The sequence below is a fragment of the Halomonas sp. PAMB 3232 genome (assembly GCF_031954225.1).
Taxonomy (GTDB): domain Bacteria; phylum Pseudomonadota; class Gammaproteobacteria; order Pseudomonadales; family Halomonadaceae; genus Vreelandella.
Genome location: NZ_CP134865.1, coordinates 3,396,646 through 3,412,991, shown reverse-complemented (window position 1 = coordinate 3,412,991; position 16,346 = coordinate 3,396,646). Strand labels below are relative to the sequence as shown.

15 protein-coding genes and 1 tRNA gene are annotated in these 16,346 nt (G+C 63.6%); 6 read left to right on the top strand and 10 right to left on the bottom strand.

What is annotated here, in order from left to right; genetic code table 11:
• Window positions 1–2,103, bottom strand: coding sequence for an HAD-IIB family hydrolase (locus RN346_RS15615; protein WP_311961661.1), 2,103 nt, complete (start codon window positions 2,101–2,103; stop codon window positions 1–3).
• A gap of 37 nt (window positions 2,104–2,140) precedes the next feature.
• Here RN346_RS15615 and RN346_RS15610 point away from each other — a divergent pair, with 37 nt between their 5' ends.
• Window positions 2,141–3,196: a glycosyltransferase family 4 protein gene (locus tag RN346_RS15610; protein WP_311961660.1), complete on the top strand. Its 1,056-nt coding sequence runs from the start codon at window positions 2,141–2,143 to the stop codon at window positions 3,194–3,196.
• 173 nt (window positions 3,197–3,369) lie between these two features.
• On the opposite strand, the gene RN346_RS15605 is transcribed toward RN346_RS15610, so the two are convergent.
• Together RN346_RS15605 and RN346_RS15600 are read right to left on the bottom strand one after the other, a co-directional pair.
• Complete coding sequence (locus RN346_RS15605) at window positions 3,370–4,494, bottom strand: MFS transporter (protein WP_311961659.1); 1,125 nt, start codon at window positions 4,492–4,494, stop codon at window positions 3,370–3,372.
• A 179-nt stretch (window positions 4,495–4,673) separates the two neighbouring features.
• Complete coding sequence (locus RN346_RS15600; protein WP_311961658.1) at window positions 4,674–5,279, bottom strand: LysE/ArgO family amino acid transporter; 606 nt, start codon at window positions 5,277–5,279, stop codon at window positions 4,674–4,676.
• 127 nt (window positions 5,280–5,406) lie between these two features.
• Here RN346_RS15600 and RN346_RS15595 point away from each other — a divergent pair, with 127 nt between their 5' ends.
• Together RN346_RS15595 and RN346_RS15590 are read left to right on the top strand one after the other, a co-directional pair.
• On the top strand, window positions 5,407–6,303 hold the full coding sequence (locus RN346_RS15595) for a LysR family transcriptional regulator ArgP (protein WP_311961657.1): 897 nt from the start codon (window positions 5,407–5,409) through the stop codon (window positions 6,301–6,303).
• 92 nt (window positions 6,304–6,395) lie between these two features.
• Complete coding sequence (locus RN346_RS15590) at window positions 6,396–7,595, top strand: Bcr/CflA family efflux MFS transporter (RefSeq protein WP_311961656.1); 1,200 nt, start codon at window positions 6,396–6,398, stop codon at window positions 7,593–7,595.
• Window positions 7,596–7,676: 81 nt separating this feature from the next.
• Here RN346_RS15590 and madM read toward each other — a convergent pair whose 3' ends face one another.
• The 4 genes from madM to RN346_RS15570 all read right to left on the bottom strand — a co-directional run bounded on the left by madM (window position 7,677) and on the right by RN346_RS15570 (window position 11,935).
• Window positions 7,677–8,438 carry a malonate transporter subunit MadM gene (gene madM / locus RN346_RS15585; RefSeq protein WP_263585903.1) on the bottom strand — a complete coding sequence of 254 codons (762 nt, stop codon included), beginning with the start codon at window positions 8,436–8,438 and terminating at the stop codon, window positions 7,677–7,679.
• Between the two features lie 12 nt (window positions 8,439–8,450).
• A complete protein-coding gene (gene madL / locus RN346_RS15580) occupies window positions 8,451–8,915 on the bottom strand; it encodes a malonate transporter subunit MadL (RefSeq protein WP_263585904.1) in 465 nt (154 codons plus the stop codon).
• A gap of 93 nt (window positions 8,916–9,008) precedes the next feature.
• Window positions 9,009–10,550: a malonyl-CoA synthase gene (locus RN346_RS15575; RefSeq protein ID WP_311958874.1), complete on the bottom strand. Its 1,542-nt coding sequence runs from the start codon at window positions 10,548–10,550 to the stop codon at window positions 9,009–9,011.
• Window positions 10,551–10,591: 41 nt separating this feature from the next.
• A complete protein-coding gene (locus tag RN346_RS15570; protein ID WP_263587273.1) occupies window positions 10,592–11,935 on the bottom strand; it encodes a malonyl-CoA decarboxylase in 1,344 nt (447 codons plus the stop codon).
• A 166-nt stretch (window positions 11,936–12,101) separates the two neighbouring features.
• Between RN346_RS15570 and RN346_RS15565 the strand changes: the two genes are divergently transcribed.
• Window positions 12,102–12,764 (top strand): GntR family transcriptional regulator, encoded by a 663-nt coding sequence (locus tag RN346_RS15565; protein WP_311961655.1) that lies wholly within the window; start codon window positions 12,102–12,104, stop codon window positions 12,762–12,764.
• Window positions 12,765–12,836: 72 nt separating this feature from the next.
• On the opposite strand, the gene RN346_RS15560 is transcribed toward RN346_RS15565, so the two are convergent.
• The 3 genes from RN346_RS15560 to ispB form a co-directional block, all read right to left on the bottom strand.
• On the bottom strand, window positions 12,837–13,967 hold the full coding sequence (locus RN346_RS15560) for an endonuclease/exonuclease/phosphatase family protein (protein ID WP_311961654.1): 1,131 nt from the start codon (window positions 13,965–13,967) through the stop codon (window positions 12,837–12,839).
• Window positions 13,968–14,116: 149 nt separating this feature from the next.
• A tRNA-Pro gene (locus RN346_RS15555) sits at window positions 14,117–14,193 on the bottom strand.
• 103 nt (window positions 14,194–14,296) lie between these two features.
• Window positions 14,297–15,298 carry an octaprenyl diphosphate synthase gene (gene ispB, locus RN346_RS15550; protein WP_263585908.1) on the bottom strand — a complete coding sequence of 334 codons (1,002 nt, stop codon included), beginning with the start codon at window positions 15,296–15,298 and terminating at the stop codon, window positions 14,297–14,299.
• 322 nt (window positions 15,299–15,620) lie between these two features.
• On the opposite strand from ispB, the gene rplU reads away from it, so the two are divergent.
• Window positions 15,621–15,932, top strand: a complete 312-nt coding sequence (gene rplU / locus RN346_RS15545; RefSeq protein WP_252105958.1) for a 50S ribosomal protein L21 — start codon at window positions 15,621–15,623, stop codon at window positions 15,930–15,932.
• 34 nt (window positions 15,933–15,966) lie between these two features.
• Window positions 15,967–16,224 (top strand): 50S ribosomal protein L27, encoded by a 258-nt coding sequence (gene rpmA / locus RN346_RS15540; protein WP_263585909.1) that lies wholly within the window; start codon window positions 15,967–15,969, stop codon window positions 16,222–16,224.
• Window positions 16,225–16,346: the final 122 nt, after the last annotated feature.

Sequence of the window (16,346 nt, the reverse complement as noted above, 5' to 3'; positions counted from 1 at the left end):
TCACGAGGCGATATCCTCGAGGGGTTGGCGCGGCGGGTGGCTTTGAAAGTGCTTCACGCCTTCGATCACGCCCTGGGCGTGGGGGGCGCGGGCGATGTAGACGTGGCCCATGCCCGGCGCCTGGGCCAGACCGTCGCTGTAGTTGGCCACCAGAATCGAGCATTTCGAGGCGCGCAGCATGTCCAGGTCGTTGCCGGAGTCGCCGGCCACATAAAGCGCAGCTTCATCCACGCCCAGGTGCTTGCGCACGTGAGCGACCGCGCGGCCTTTCGAGGCGGCCTCGGGCAGGATATCGACGTAGCGGCCGTGGCTGTGGATCACCGTGGCGCGAAGCCTCAAACGCTTGAGGTGGGTCGTCAGGCGCAGCGTGATGTCGCGGGTGTCGTCGCTCAGGTAGCTGAGCTTGAAAGCGCGCTGCTCGAGTGGGCCCTGGGGGAGGAGGTCATCGAAGGTGTCGAGGGCGCGGGCCAGGGCGTCGCGCTGCCAGTGGCGATTGACGATCTCGCGCCAGGCCGTGTCCTGGCGGTAGGTGATGCCATCGTCGTTCAGGTAGTGAATTTCCGAGCCCACCGAGGAGATGATGAGCGGCGGGTAGGGGATGCCCGCCTGGGAGAGAATCGCCAGCGCACTGTGAAAACTGCGCCCGGTCGCGACCCCGAAGCCCAGCTGCTTTTGAGCGGCGTACCACGTGTTGAAGGCGAGCACGCCCACCGGCGAGCCGGTCAGCGTGTTGTCGATGTCGCAAATCAGAAGCGCGTTGACCCGGTCGAGCGTTTGCCCCGTGCACGGGTGGCAAAGCCGTGACAGCAGGTCGTGGTAGCGCTCGACGTGGCGCTGCCAGTCAAACGCCTTGACCGCCAGCCGACCGTTGTCGACCATCTGTTGCCAGCGGGCCGGGTCGTTCAAAAGCGCCAGCGCCTCACCGCCGATCGCCTCGGCCCGTCGCGGGTTGATCAGCACGCCGTTGCCGCACTGCTCGATGATGTCGTTGGGGCCGCCGCTGTCGGTGGCGATCAGCGGCAGGCCCGCCGCCGCGGCTTCCAGAAGGGTAAGGCCAAAGGGCTCGTTGAGCGCCGGGTTGATGAAAATACCGCGCCGCTCCCGGGCCCAGGCGTAGAGCGCCTTGATGTCCTGCGGGGCGTGGTGCTTGGGGTAGGCGATATGGCCGTAAAGGTCGAAATCGTCGATCAGGGTCAAAAGTTCGTGCAGATTGTCGGCAAGCTCGGACTCGAGGTCGTCGATGTGATCGCGCACCCCGGCCACGATCACCAGGTTGGCCTTCTCGCGCAGCGCGTCGTTTTCGCCGAAGGCGCGCACCAGGGTGGCGAGGTTCTTGCGCGTCACCGGCCGGGCAATGGCGATCAGGGCGGGCTTGTCCGGGTTCGTCAGAAACGGCGCCAGAAGTGCATCCACCGCCGGCGTCGAGCGGGCGGATTCGAACTCATCCAGATGGCTGCCCGGGGCGATCACGCGAATCTTGCCCGGCGCGTAGTGGTCGTAGTCGGCGTACTGGCTCTCGGCTTCGTCGCGGGAGCTTGCGATGATCAACGCGGCCTTGCGGATGGCGCGCTCTTCGAACGCGATGCGTCGGGTGAGAGCGGCCAGGGTCTCGGCGTCAAGCGTCTCGCCTTCGTACTCCAGGCACTTGCGCTTGCTGCGCCCCAGCGAGTGGGCGGTGAACACGAAAGGAATGCCGCGGCGCGCCTGCACGTCGGCGGCGACCTCGCCGGCGTCGGCGTAGTGGGCGTGAAGGATCGCGGGCTTGTCGCGCAGCGCGTCGAGCCAGGTGACGAGGGCGTCGGTAAAGGAGGGAAGCTCCTGCCACAGCGCCTCCTTGGGCAGGTAGTCGGGGCTTTCGCTGGGCAGGCGAATCAGCTCGATGTTCGGGCCGACCTGCTCCGCGCCGGGGCCGTAATCGATGTCGCTAAACTGGCACGTAAAGGCGCGGGTGACTAACGTTAGTCGCGTAACGGCCGGATCCAGTGCCGAGGCTTCGACCAGCTCCAGCAGGTAGCGAATGTGCCCACCGGTGTCAGCGGTAATGCCGTATTCGACATCGTGGCCGCGAAGGCAGCCCTGTAAGGCAATATGTACGATATGCATGTCGTGAATTCCCTTTCACTCAAGGCCTCACCGCGCCATGACCATTAAAAAGCGTATACGCATTGCCCAGGTCGCTCCAGTGATCTTTCCCTCGCCGCCCCCGGGCAGCGGCGGCACTGAACGCATTGTGGCGGACTTGACCGAGGCGCTCTTTAACCTTGGTTACGATGTCACATTAATAGGCCCGTCGGACTGCCACACTCCGGCGCGCCATCTGGCCACGGCGCCGAGCCTGTACGCCCTCGAGTGCCAGCACGGCCAGGTACCGCCGGGGGTGCCTGGCGTGCTCGAGGCGCGCGTGCTGGAAGCACTGCGCGCGCACCTCGACGAGTTCGATGTGATTCACTGCCACGGCGAGTTCGCCCACGCCGCACTCTTGGGAGCTCGCCGCGCCGAAAGTGTGACCACCGTGCACTGGCGGGTCGACGAGCTCGACCGACAGCTTTTTTTCGAGGGCTTTCCGGACCTGCCGGTGGCGGCGATCTCCCACGCGCAGGCGCGCGCGATTCCAGCGGCGAACCTGGTCGGCGTCGTTCACCACGGGCTCAAAGCCGAGCGCTTCACGCTGGGGGCGGGCGATGGCGGGTATCTGGCCTTCATCGGCCGCATGACCGACCAGAAACGCCCGGACCGCGCCATCGCGGTGGCGCGCAAAACCGGCTATTCATTGAGGCTCGCTGGTGGCGTGGACGTGGGCAACCCAAACTGGTTCGATGCGCACGTGGCCCGTGAGCTCGACGACGCCATCGTGCACGTGGGCACGATCGACGACGAGCAGAAACAGGTGCTTTTGGGCGGCGCCGCGGCGCTGTTATTTCCCATCGACTGGCCGGAGCCCTTTGGGCTGGTGATGATCGAGGCAATGGCCTGCGGCACCCCGGTCATCGCCTGGCGCAATGGGAGTGTGGAAGAGGTCATCGAGCACGGGGTGACCGGCTTTATCGTGGAGACGATCGAGGAGGCAGTGGCCGCGGTGGCGCGCTTGGCCGAGCTCGACCGGGCGCGCATCCGCGAGCGTTTTCTGGCGCGCTTCACCGCCGAGCGCATGGCGCGCGACTACGTCGCGCTGTATGAGCGGCTGCTGGCGCGCTAGCACTAGGCTCTGTCTGAAAAGTGCCTGCGCTCGACAATACGGCGTTAAAAATTGGCTCGTGCGCGAGTTCGATCAGAATACTCATTTACACATCGTAAACTCCGTTTCTTCGCCAATTTTTGCCTTGTCTTGCCTTCGCTCGTCGACTTTTCAGACAGATCCTGGCGCTGAAGCTAAAGAGAGGCGTCGGCTTTCAGCAGCGTCTTGCCCAGCACCGCCACGACCAGCGCCAGGCTCAGGCATAAAAGCCCCATCGCCAGGTACACCTCGCGCAGCGAATCGAGCCAGGTCGATACCCCGGAGACCACCACCGGGGAAATGAACTGGCCGAAGAAGAAGGTCGCGGTAAAGCCGCCGAATACCCGCGCCCGCACCCGCTCCGGGGCGATGCGCATCAGCCAGGTGGTGGTGTTGGGCATGAAGAGCCCCAAACCCAGCCCGGCCACCGCTGCGCCCACCATCGCCATGGCGTAGCCCCGGGCGGCGCCGGTAATGAACAGGCCCAGCGCGGCGATGAGAAAGCCCAGCACGTAGATCGTCATCACCGAGCAGCGTGCCTTCACCCGAGCGTAGCAAAAGCTCATCAAGCTCGCGGTCAGCGCCGCCATGGAGAGCGCCACGCCGATGGCCAGCCCGCTTTCGATCCCCTGGCTTGCCAGCAGAAACGGCAGCTGCGCGGGAAACAGGTAGAACATCATCATGCTGATCATGCCGATCAGATAGGCAAGCCCGGTACGCCAGAGATCCAGCCGTACCGCAGGCGCCTGAGACGCGGCGCTATCACTGGCCGTTCGCTGCGGCTCGCGCAGCACCATCAGCGCGTAGGGCAGCAGCAGCACGCCGGTGAGATACAAAAGAAACGGCCCCCGCCAGCTCCAGTCCGACAACAGCCCGCCCAGGTTGATGAAAATCACTCCGCCCAGCGCCATGGCGCTGCTTTGAAGCCCCAGAAAGCGCACCCGCTCGGGGCCGCTGAAGTAATCCCCCACCAGCGTGGTGCTGATGCTCAGGATACCCGCCACCGCCACGCCCATCAGCGCTCTCGAGGCCAGCAGCAGATTCACGTTATCGATCAAAAAGCCCGAAGCGCCGGCCAGCCCGTAGATCGAGAGCATTAGTATGAGCAGCGGCTTACGCCCGAAGCGGTCGGCCAGATAGCCCATCAGCGGGCTGAACAGCGTGATCATCAGTGCCGGCAGCGTCAAAATCAGCTGGATCAGTACCTGGGGGGCGTCCGCGTAAAAGCGGCCGATGCCGGGCAGCGCCGGCGAGATGATCGCGCCGGACATTACGGTCATGGTGCTGGCGAACAGGAGTACCGCCTTGGTGTGGGTCGCGTGGTGAATGATGGCTCTCCGGTTTTGATCGATAGCGATCGGCTAGAGTAGCACATCTGTTAGCAGGCTATTTTTACAGCGTGGCTCTTTCAAAACGTCGCATCGTTCAAAATCTTGCATCGTCCAAAGCCTCGCATCGTTCAAAACGTCGCTCCGAAGATCAGCTGAAGGGCGACCGTGATCATCATCAGCGCGACCCCCACATCGATCAGCCGCCATACGACGGGGCGGGTGAGCCAGGGCGCGAGTTTGGCGCCCACCAGCGCCAGGGCGGCGAACCAGAGCGTCGAGGCGCACATCGCCCCCAGCGTAAAGGCGCCGGGTACGCTCTGCTGAGCGCCGAGCGAACCCAGTAGCACGACGGTATCGAGATAGACGTGCGGGTTGAGCAGCGTGATCGCAAGCGTCAGCGCCAGCACCTGGGCGTGCGAGCGCTTGGTGCCGCGCTCGAGGCGCAGCGCGTCTTTACCGGCGGCGCGTTTGAGCGCCAGCAGGGCGTAGCCGAGCAAAAATACCGCCCCGCCCCAGCGCGCGACCGCCAGCAGCAGCGGGCTTTGGGAAAGCAGTGCGCTCAGGCCGAACACTCCCGCCGCGATCAGCAGCGCATCGCACAGGATGCACACCAGCGCCACGCTCAGGTGGTGTTCGCGGCGCAGGCTTTGCGACAGCACGAAAGCGTTTTGCGAGCCGATGGCCACGATCAGCCCCAGCCCGATCAATACGCCGTTCGCATAACTCTGCCCCATGATGACTATCCTCGTAAGCGATTGAAATCGCCGTACCATGTTCAGGCAAGCGAAAGGTGAAGGCAGTGTGCGGCGACTTCCGGTATAAATAAAACGCATAATGGTAATGACGCATTAGGAGAACTGATTGCTCGACTACAAGCTGTTGGCCGCGCTCGCCGCGGTGGTGGAGCAGGGCGGCTTCGAGCGCGGCGCCCGGGCACTCGGGTTGACCCAGTCGGCGATATCCCAGCGCATCAAGCTGCTCGAAGCGCGCCTGGGCCAGCCGGTATTGATGCGCGTAACGCCGCCGACACCGACGGTGACGGGCCGGCGGCTTCTCAACCACGTACAGCAGGTGCGCCTGCTCGAGCGCGACCTGCAAACCCGCGTGCCTGCCGTTCATGACGGCGCGCCCCAGCGGCTTCGTATCGCACTCAACGCCGACAGCCTGGCGACCTGGTGGGCCGCGGCGGCCGGCGACTTCTTCATCCGCCGCGAGGTGCTGATGGAGCTGATCATCGAGGACCAGGACGTGGGCCTCAAGCGCATGCGCGACGGCGAGGTAGCGGGCTGCGTGTGCGCCGCCGAGCGCCCGGTCGCTGGCGCGAAAAGCGTTGCTCTCGGGGCGATGCGCTACTGCGGCGTGGCGGCGCCTTCGTTCATCGAGCGTCACTTCGCCGGCGGGTTCGACGGCGAGCGGCTAAGTCAGGCCCCGGCCATCGTGTTCGGCACCGACGACCGCCTGCAGCACCGCTTCGCTCAACAGCTGGGCGCTCGCGACCCGCTCATCCACCACCTGTGCCCCTCGGCGGAGGGCTTCGTGAAACTGCTGGAAAGCGGGCTTGGCTGGGGGCTCGTGCCGCGCCTTCAGGTCGAGGCCGAGCTCGAGCGAAGTACACTTTTGGAGCTTGCTCCCGCGCACCCGGTCGATGTGGCGCTTTACTGGCACTACTGGCGCCAGGGTGGTGAGCTTCTCACCGATCTGACGCGCCATCTTCGCCAGCGGGCGGGCGGCTGGTTGGTGGCGTCAGATGGCGCGTGACGGAGCGTGCACAAGCGTTGACTGGCCGAGCCGGGCCGCGAGTCTTATCATAAGCGTTTGAACGCTGACCGATCCTCTGACTGCGAGTGCCCATGCCCCCGTCCAAGACCCCCTTTATCGTGGTACTGAGCCTGGCCATGACGATCATGCTGGCGCCGTTTTCCATGGATACCTACCTGCCGGCGTTTCCGGCGATCGGCGAGTCGCTCGGCGTTTCCCAGCAGGCGGTGTCGCTGAGCGTCTCGGTGTACGTGTTCATGATGGCGGTAGGCCAACTGATTGGCGGGGCGCTGTCGGATCGCTTCGGCCGTCAGCGGGTGCTGATGAGTGGGCTGGCGATCTTTGCCATGGCGAGCGTGGCCATCGGCACCGCCGAATCGCTCGACGTGCTGCTGGGCGGGCGGGCCGTGCAGGCGTTCGGCGCCGGCTGGACGCTGGTGTCGGTGCCGGCGCTGGTGCGTGACCGGGTGGCCGGGCGCGACGCCGCCAAGCTGTTCTCGATGATGGGCTTCATCATCGTGCTGGCCCCCGGCATCGCGCCGAGCGTGGGCAGCGCAATCCTGGCGCTCGGCTCCTGGCACTACATCTTCTTCGCGCTGGCACTTTATGCGCTGGCGCTGGTGCCGCTGTTGATCAAGGTGCTGTTCACCGGCAGCGGCAAGGTCTCGCGCGTTAAGGGGGCCGAAATGAGCCTGCTGGCGCGCTACAAACTAGTGCTCTCGACCAAACCGGCGCTGCCGTTCATCGCCTGGCAGGCGGGGTCGTTCTCGGTCATGATGATGTTCATTACCTACGCCTCGTTCATCTACCAGGGGCACTTCGAACAGGACGCCTCGACGTTTTCGCTGCTGTTCGCCGCCAATATCGTCGCCATGTTCGTGTTCAACGTGCTCAACCGGGTGCTGCTGTCGCGCCTGCCTTCGCTGCGTATTCTGCAGCTGGCCACCGCCTGCCAAGCGGTGGGCATGGTGCTGCTACTGGCCGCGACGTTTCTCCAGGCGCCGCTTTATCTCTTCGTCCCGGCGATGATGCTGACCATCGGCGCGGTGGGCGCGATCTCGCCCAACATCCAGGCCTGTTTTCTCGAGTTCTTTCCCACCAGCGGCGGCACCGCCGCCGCGCTTTTGGGCGCGGCCCAGTTCGGCATTGCCGGTATTTTGAGCGGGCTTTCGACGGTGCTGCCTCACACTCTGGGGGCGGTGGTACTCGCCATGGCCGCCTGCGGCGCGGTGGCCTACGCAATGCTTACGCGCTCACTGGTCAAGGGGCGCGCGGTGGTCGAGGCGGGTTGAGCAACCGGCCCCATGACAGCGATAAAAAAAGCGCCGTGGCGATCGCCACGGCGCTTTGCCTTGCAGCCGTTGCCGGCTGGATCAGAACAGCGCCCGTACGCAGAAGTACAGCAGCGACGGGGCGAGCAGGGCACCCAGGCCGGTGTAGAAGGTCGCGGTCATCGCCCCGTACGGCACGAGCTTCGGGTCGGTGGCGGCCAAGCCTGCCGCCACGCCGCTGGTGGTGCCCATCAGCCCGCCGAAGATCATCGCCGAGCGCGGGTTATCAAGGCCGATATGGCGCGCGGCGATGGGCGTGAGCACCATCACCAGAATCGACTTGAATAGGCCGGCGGCAATCGAGAGCGCGATGACTTCCGACGAGGCGCCGATGGAGGCGCCGGCGATCGGGCCGACGATGTAGGTCACCGTGCCGGCGCCGATGGTGGTGAGGTTGGCCGGGTCGCGGTAGCCAAAGGCGTAGGCGATGGCCACACCGGCGATGAACGACACGACCACACCGAGAAAGAGCGCGAGCACGCCGCTGATGCCGGCCTGGCGAATCTCCTGAAAGCGCACGCCGTAGGCGGTGGCGATGATCGCCAGATCGCGCAGCATGCCGCCGCCCATCAGGCCCAGCCCGGCGAACAGGCTGATATCCGCCAGGCCCTTGCTGCCGCCGGTGTAAACGCCGCCGACGTAGGCGAGCGCCAGGCCCACCATGATAGCGATGGCGGAGCCGTGAACCCGGCCTTTGGTCAGCTTGTCGCTCACCAGGTACGACACGTACATGGCCGCGCCTACCAGGGCGAAGGCGGCGATCAGGTGCTGCTTTTCGAGCTGTGTGAGGAGTGAGTCGAGCATGAGGGCAGCTCCTTAGCGGGCGTGGTGGGGGCGTGAGGTAGAGGTCGAGCGCGTGTCGTCAGGGGCGCGCGAGGCGACCTTGTTGACCGGCGTCTCGTCGACCGGGGCCTGGGCGCCTGGTTTGGGCTGGCCCAGGCGCGTCAGCGCCGGCACCAGCGCAAAGCTTGCGCCGACCGCCACAAGGGCTGCCAGCAGTGCGATCAGGCCGCCGTCGATGGCGGCGGCCACGTTTTGGCTGGCTGCCATCGCGACCACGATGGGGATGTACATCCCGTTCCAGAAGGTGATGCCGCTTTCGGTGCTGGGGGGCATCTTCTTCTTGTCGATCAGATAGCCGCCCAGAAAGATCAGCAGCAGCATGGCGATGCCCACGCCGCCCACGTTGGATTCCACGCCGAGCAGCATGCCCAGCACGTCACCCGCCCACAGGCCGAACAGCATGCAGCCGGCCAGCAGCGCGACTCCGTAAATGACCATGGCGATGTCCTTTTTAATTGTCGTTGTTGTGTGAGGGGCGCTTGGTGAGTGGTGAGCGCCCCGTCGATGGAGTGAATGGGATGATGGCGCGAATCAAGCGCTGGTGGCGGTGCGCCCGGCGCTGAAGGTATCGGCGTGGGCGTCGCGCAGCTGGTTTTTCTGCACCTTGCCCATCACGTTGCGCGGCAGCGCATCCACGAAGAAGACCCGCTTGGGCTGCTTGTAGCGGGCAAGCTCGCCCTTGAGCGCTTCGAGTACCTGCTCCTCGCTCACCGCGCCCTGGGTTTTTGGCACCACCACGGCGACTACGCCTTCGCCCAAATCCGTGTGACGCACGCCGATCACGGCGGACTCCTCGACGCCTTCCATATCGTCGATGATCTGCTCGATCTCTTTCGGGTAGACGTTGTAGCCGCCGGAGATCACCAGGTCCTTGTCGCGGCCGACGATATTGAGATAACCCTTCTCGTCGATCAGGCCCAGATCGCCGGTGATGAAGTAGCCGTCTTCACGAAACTCTGCCTGGGTCTTCTCCGGCATGCGCCAGTAGCCCTGGAACACGTTGGGCCCGGTGAGCTCGACCAGCCCGGTCTCGCCCTGGGGAAGCTCGGCGCCGGTTTCGCGGTCGGTGATGCGCACGGTGACGCCAGGCAGCGGCATACCCACCGTGCCCGGGCGGCGTTCGCCGTCGTACGGGTTGGAGGTGTTCATGTTGGTCTCGGTCATGCCGTAGCGCTCGAGAATGGCGTGGCCGGTGCGCGCGCTAAAATCCTCGTGGGTTTCGGCCAGAAGCGGCGCGGAGCCCGAGATGAACAGGCGCATGTTGGCGACCACGTCGCGGTTCAGGCGCGGGCTTGCCAGAAGGCGGGTGTAGAAGGTCGGCACGCCCATCAGCACGGTCGAGTGGGGCATCAAATCGAGCAGCTCATCGACGTCGAGCTTGGGCAAAAACGTCATCGAGGCGCCGTTGATCAGCGTGACGTTACAGGCCACGAACAGCCCGTGGGTGTGAAAGATCGGCAGCGCGTGGATCAGGTGATCGTTTTCGCTGTAGTGCCAGGCCTTCGTCAGCGCCTGGCTGTTGGAGGCCAGGTTCTGGTGACTCAGCATGGCGCCCTTGGAGCGCCCGGTGGTGCCAGAGGTGTAGAGAATCGCCGCCAGATCATCGGCGCCGACTTCGCTGACCGTGGTGGTCTCGAAAGCATCGGCGGCCTTGTCCATCAGCGTGCCGTCGGCTTTGGTGCCCAGGCTTTCGACGCGGGCCACGCCGGCCTTTTCGGCGATCTCGCGGGCGTTTTCCAGCACCTCTGGGCGGCAGACGAACAGGCGCGGCTCGGCGTCACCCAAAAAGTAGTCGATCTCGCTGTCGGTGTAGGCGACGTTGAGCGGCAAATAGACCGCGCCGACCTGCAGACAGGCGAGATAGAGCATGACGATCTCGGGGCTCTTGTCGACCTGAACGGCGACCCGGTCGCCGGGCTCGACGCCGAGCTCCAACAGCACGCTTGCAAAGCGCCGGCTCAGGCTCAGAACGTCCTGGTAGTGGTAGCGCTGGCCGTCGAGCGTGTCCATCAGCACCTTGTCCGGGGCGCGCTCGAAGTGCGGGTAAAAGTGCAGGTAAAGGTTATGGTTCATAAAAGACTCCTTGTTTTTGTCGTCAGCCGTGATCGGGGGCGTTACGCCTTGGCCGGTGTTTTCGTCTCGAAATACTGGCTCGCCTGATTGGCCTGACGACGAATGTCGCTGGCGCACACCACCGTGTGGTTGGCGCTGTACGCCTCGTGGTTCTGTTCGATGCGATTGAGCTGGTAGAGGTAGTTCACCATCAAACCGTGGGCCTGCTTGAGGCCTTTTGATGACGTATCCGCCCGCCAGTTCAGCCGATGCAGGCTCGCGCCGTTGCCCAGGTGAAAGCGCGCCACCGGGTTCAGGGGCTGGCCGCTTTTATGCTTCACGTCGACCAGATAGTGCGACGCCAGGCGCATGAACTCCTTGTGGGCGCTGGAGGAGAGCTCCTCGCTTTCGTGGGTGTCGAGGTAAGCGGTGAGCTCCTCGGACAGCGTCGCCTCCTTGCGCGCCTCGTCGAGCCAGTCGGCGAAACCCGGCACCGGCGAAAGGGTGACAAAGTTCTTGATCTGCGGAAGCTCGCGGCTCAGCTCCTGAACGACCTGCTTGATCAAAAAGTTACCGAAGGACACACCCTTGAGCCCGGCCTGACAGTTGCTGATGCTGTAGAACACCGCCGTGTCGGCGTCTTCGAGCGGCAGCTCCTCGCCGTGCTCGAGAATGCGCTGGACGTTGCCGGGAATGCCGTCGCACAGCGCCACTTCCACGAAGATCAGCGGCTCGTCGCCGGTGGCCGGGTGGAAAAAGGCATAGCAGCGGCGATCGTCCGGGTCGAGCCGGCGGCGCAGGTCGTGCCAATCGCCGATTTCGTGCACCGCTTCATAGCGGATGATCTTCTCCAGCACCGCCGCCGGGGTGTTCCAATCGATGCTTTCGAGCATCAAAAAGCCGCGGTTGAACCAGGAGTTGAACAGGTGCGCAAAGTCGCTATCCAGCGCCGAGAGCTCCGGCGATTGGCGCAGGCACTTGAGCAGGTCCGCACGCATGTTGACCAGATCGAAGGTGCCGCCGGGGCAGAGGTTCAAGCGGCGCAACAGCGTCTGGCGGCGCGGCTCGCAGGCATTGAACAGCTTCTCGAGCGAGGCGTTATCTTCGTGCTCGCGGTACACCGCGTAGGCGCTGTGAATATCGGCGGGTTCGGCGGCGTAGTCGTTGGCCAGCAGCTGGAAAAACGCCAGCTTCTCCTCATCGTCGAGCGCGCGGTAATGGGCCAGCGCCTGCTGGGCCATCAGAATTTGCGAGGCTTCACCGGTGCGGCCCATCAGGCCCTGGCAGGCCGCTTTCAGGGCAGTGAAGTGGTTTTCACTCTCCTTGTCGGTGCCCAGAGCGCTACTGAGCTGCCGGGTACGCGAGCTGATATTGGTGAGCAGCCCCTGAAGAAACGTCATATTCATGTTCATGCGCATCAGCCTTTGAGTTTATCGGGTGGGCAGTCTGCCGGTGACGATGCCAACGCTTTATCATTGTCTCTTAGCGTGGTAAGTATTAAACAGCGCGTCATGTTGTATATAACAAATATAGGTAAAGAATTTATGAGTCAAGGAAGCAGGGGGTAGACTTATGGCGAAGATATCCCAGGCGCAGCGGCTGCGTGATCTTCTCGAGGACGCGATCATCGCTGGGCAGTATATGCCGGGGGAGCGGCTCGACCCGGATGCGTTGGCGCTCGAGTACGCGTGCTCGCGCACGCCGATCCGTGAGGCGATTCAACAGCTTGCGATGTCCGGCATGGTGCAGGTCGTGCCCAAACGCGGCACGTTCGTCACTCGCTTGGGCGTCACTGAGCTGGTCGAGCGCTTCGAGGTGATGGCGGAGCTGGAGGGTCTTTGCGGGCGCCTGGCCGCCCGGCGCATTACCGACGACGAACGCGCCGCGCTGAGTGGGGCGCTCAAGGCGTGTCGCGCCCGCGCCGAGGAGCACGATGCCAACGGCTACTACTATGACAACAGCGTCTTTCACCACTGCATCTACGCGGCGAGCCATAACCACTTTCTCGCCCAGGAAGCCGCTCGCCTGCACGCGCTGCTACAGCCCTACCGTCGGCTGCAGCTTCAGGTGCGAATGCGCGTCGAAAGCTCGCTGGCCGAGCACGAAGCGATCGTCGCCGCCATCGAGGCGGGCGACGGCCTCCGCGCCGAGCAGCTGCTGCGCGAGCACGTCATGGTGCAGGGCGAGCGCTTCAACGATCTGGTGGCGTCGATGCATGCTCTGGATGGTGGGTGATCGCCAAGCGCCGCCCATCAAAAAGGCCACCCGCCTTGATGCCGGGTGGCCCTTATCGTTCAGCGCTGCTGTTTAGCTGCTCACGCCCTGCTCACTGGCATCCTTGGCGCCTTCCTCTATCAGCTCGTCGGCGTCCTGTTGCGCCTCTTGTGGCGCATCCGGCGGCGCCTGGTCCTTGGCGGCGGCGGTCAATGTCGTCGTGATGGCGAAATGATCCGACCCTTCGATGGTGACACGGTCGAGCTCGACGAGCTCAAAGCCGTCGGAGACGAACATGTGATCGATCGGGTAGCGCCACAGGGGGTACTCGGTGTGGTACGTGCTCAAGAGTCCTCTTCCCCGGCGCGGGTCCTTGAGCTCGCTCAGCTCCTTGAACAGCCGCGTGGTATTGGACCAGGCGGCATCGTTGAAGTCGCCGGTCACGATCCAGCGGTTGTCCGCGTCCTCGGCCACGCGTTCGGCCACCAGCATCAGCTCTGCGTCGCGCTCCCGGCTATTCCGGCGCTCGGTTTCACCGCCGTCGTTGGGGGTGCGCTCTTTAAGCCCCGGCGGCACCGGATGAATGCCCGCGTAGCGAACGGGCCCGATACCCGGCACGTCAAGCGTTGCAAAGATCGACGCGCGACGCTCGGACACCAGGTGCTCGACCCGGGCGTTTTGCAGTGGAATGCGCGACCAGACCACGATGCCGAGCCCCTCACCGCGCACGTCCCCCTCGCGGTACTCATAAAGCTCGTCCAGCGGCGCCAGACTATCCTCCCAGCCGCTATCGACTTCGATGAGCAGTGCGATGTCCGGGTCCTCGCGTTTTATCACCTCCAGCGCCTCTTCGTAGCGGTCATTCTGGAAGTCGAGGTTGGCGGTCATGATCTTGAACGTGGACTGATTCGAAAGCGTTTGGGCGCTGGCCTCGGCCACTTCGTCGGGCCACACCGGCGTAAAGGGCAGAATGTGGGAGCCCTGCCACGCGCCCGTTGCCAGCAGCGCCACCAGCAATACCGCGTGCTCTTTCCGGGCACGGGCCAACCAGGCGTGCAGGGTCAGCAGTAACAGCGTGACCGCGATGACCAGGCTCAACTGCAAGCGGGGAAACTCCCACAGCCGGATCGCCCAGTGGCCGCTGGGGATTTCAGGAAGCAGGCTGACCGTGATCAACGCAAGGGTCAGGCCACGGACGACCCACAGTAGAATGTTTAAAAGCATGACGTTGCTCGAATCAGGTGGCGAAATGGTGGGTTTGCCGCCCAGTGAAAGGCGCTAACGTAATGAAAGTAGACTACCTGGGAATGTTGGGCACAAAAAAATGGCCACCTGCTTTAAAAAAGCTAAGTGGCCACTTTTATTACAATTTCTGGTCGGAATAGCAGGATTCGAACCTACGACCTCTGCCTCCCGAAGGCAGCGCTCTACCAAGCTGAGCTATATTCCGGCGCTCAATAACGGGGATGAATCTTACGCCCGCGCCTCGGGTTTTTCAAGAGGTAATTCAAAAATACTCGTCAATGTCGGGCGTGAATAATGTCGGGCGTGAATCAGGACTGGCGCTCGACCGCCAGGCGGGCAAGCTCGGTCATGCTGTCGCGGTACGCGCTTTGCGGCAGCTTTTCGAGCTCGGCGAGCGCGCGCTCGACCATCTCCACCGCGCGTTCACGGGTATATTCGAGCGCGCCGGTGCGGTGAACGATGGCGAGCACCTCATCGAGCTGCTCGAGCCCGCCCTTGCGAATCGCCTGACGAATCAGCTTGGCCTCCTCGGGCGTGCCGCGCTCCATGGCGTTGATCAAGGGCAGCGTCGGCTTGCCTTCGGCCAGGTCGTCGCCGACGTTCTTGCCCATCGCATCAGCGTCGCCCTGGTAGTCGAGCAGATCGTCGATCAGCTGGAAGGCGAGCCCCAGGTAGCGGCCGTAGTGTTGAAGCGCGCACTCCTGCTCGGGCGTGGCCTCGGCGAGCACCGCGCCGCTGTGGGAGGCTGCCTCGAACAGCATCGCGGTCTTGCCCTGGATGGTTTCGAAATAGGCCTCTTCAGACAGGCTCGGGTTGCCGATGTTGGTGAGCTGCAACACTTCGCCTTCGGCAATGATACAGGTCGCGCTCGACAGGATCGCCATGATGCGCATGGAGCCGACGCTGACCATCATCTGAAACGAGCGCGAGTAGAGAAAGTCTCCCACCAGCACCGACGGTGCGTTGCCCCAGGCGTCGTTGGCGGTTTTCTTGCCGCGGCGCAGGTGCGAGTCGTCGACCACGTCGTCGTGCAAAAGAGTCGAGGTGTGCATGAACTCGATCAGGGTGGCGAGTGTGATGTGTTTGTCGCCTTCGTAGCCCAGCGCGCGCGCGGCCAGCAGCACTAAAAGTGGGCGCATGCGCTTGCCGCCGCTTTCGATGATGTACTGACCGATGGTTTCGACCAGCGGGACGTTGGAGTTGAGCTGCTCGACAATGGTGCGGTTAACGGCCTCGAAATCGCCCGCCACCACGGCGTGCAGCGGTGAAGGCGTGGGGCTGACAGGCGTTTGGGGAGAGACGTTAGTCATGAAATAGGGTCATCGCAGCAGGTGAAAAGCGGCCATTACCGCCCTGAGTGGGGATTATGCTATGGGGCCACCTGTAAGGCGTCAAGGCGAAGCCACCGGCGAGCCGCTGGCGAGCCGCACCACGCCAATTGACACGCCCCTGGGGGCTTGTGGTAAAGATCGATCATCGCTATAATCCGCGACCCACTCATCATGCTCCCTGTCAGATGGCTGCCGAAAGGGGCGCCACTCGCCGCAGGTCTTAAGAGCACGACGCGAAAGCGCGTAAGTGATGAGCGCTGGCTTAAAGGGGCCAGCTTCAACGACGAGTCCGGAGAGCGACATGTACGCAATTATCAAAAGCGGTGGCAAGCAGTACCGCGTTCAGGAAGGCCAGACCCTCAAGCTCGAGAAAATCGAAGTCGCCACCGGCGAATCCATCGATTTCGAAGAAGTGCTGATGGTCGCAGACGGCGACGATTTCAACATCGGTGCACCGATGATCAGCGGCGCGAAAGTCTCCGCTGAAATCGTTTCGCACGGCCGCGGCGAAAAAGTGAACATCATCAAGTTCCGTCGCCGTAAGCACAGCATGAAGCGTCAGGGCCACCGTCAGTGGTTCACCGAAGTCAAAATTACCGGAATTTCCGTTTAACACGGTCTATTCCCCTGATTAGGAGGCTATTTCGATGGCACATAAAAAGGCAGCCGGCTCCACGCGTAACGGTCGCGATTCCGAATCCAAACGCCTTGGTGTAAAACTCTTCGGCGGCCAGGCGGCCACCGCGGGTAACATCATCGTGCGTCAGCGCGGCACCCGTTTTCACGCCGGCACCGGCGTTGGCATCGGTCGCGACCATACGCTGTTCGCTCTGACCGACGGCAAGGTGCAGTTCCAGACCAAGGGCCCGCACAACCGTAAATTCGTGAGCATCGTTTCCGAGTAAGCGCTTAGCCGCTTGGACGAGTGAACGAAAGAAAAGCCCCGCATTGGCGGGGCTTTTTTGTCTGTTTAACCCCCTGCGCTCAAGGCAGGGGAAAAGGGCGGCGAAAGCGGCCGGGAGAATTC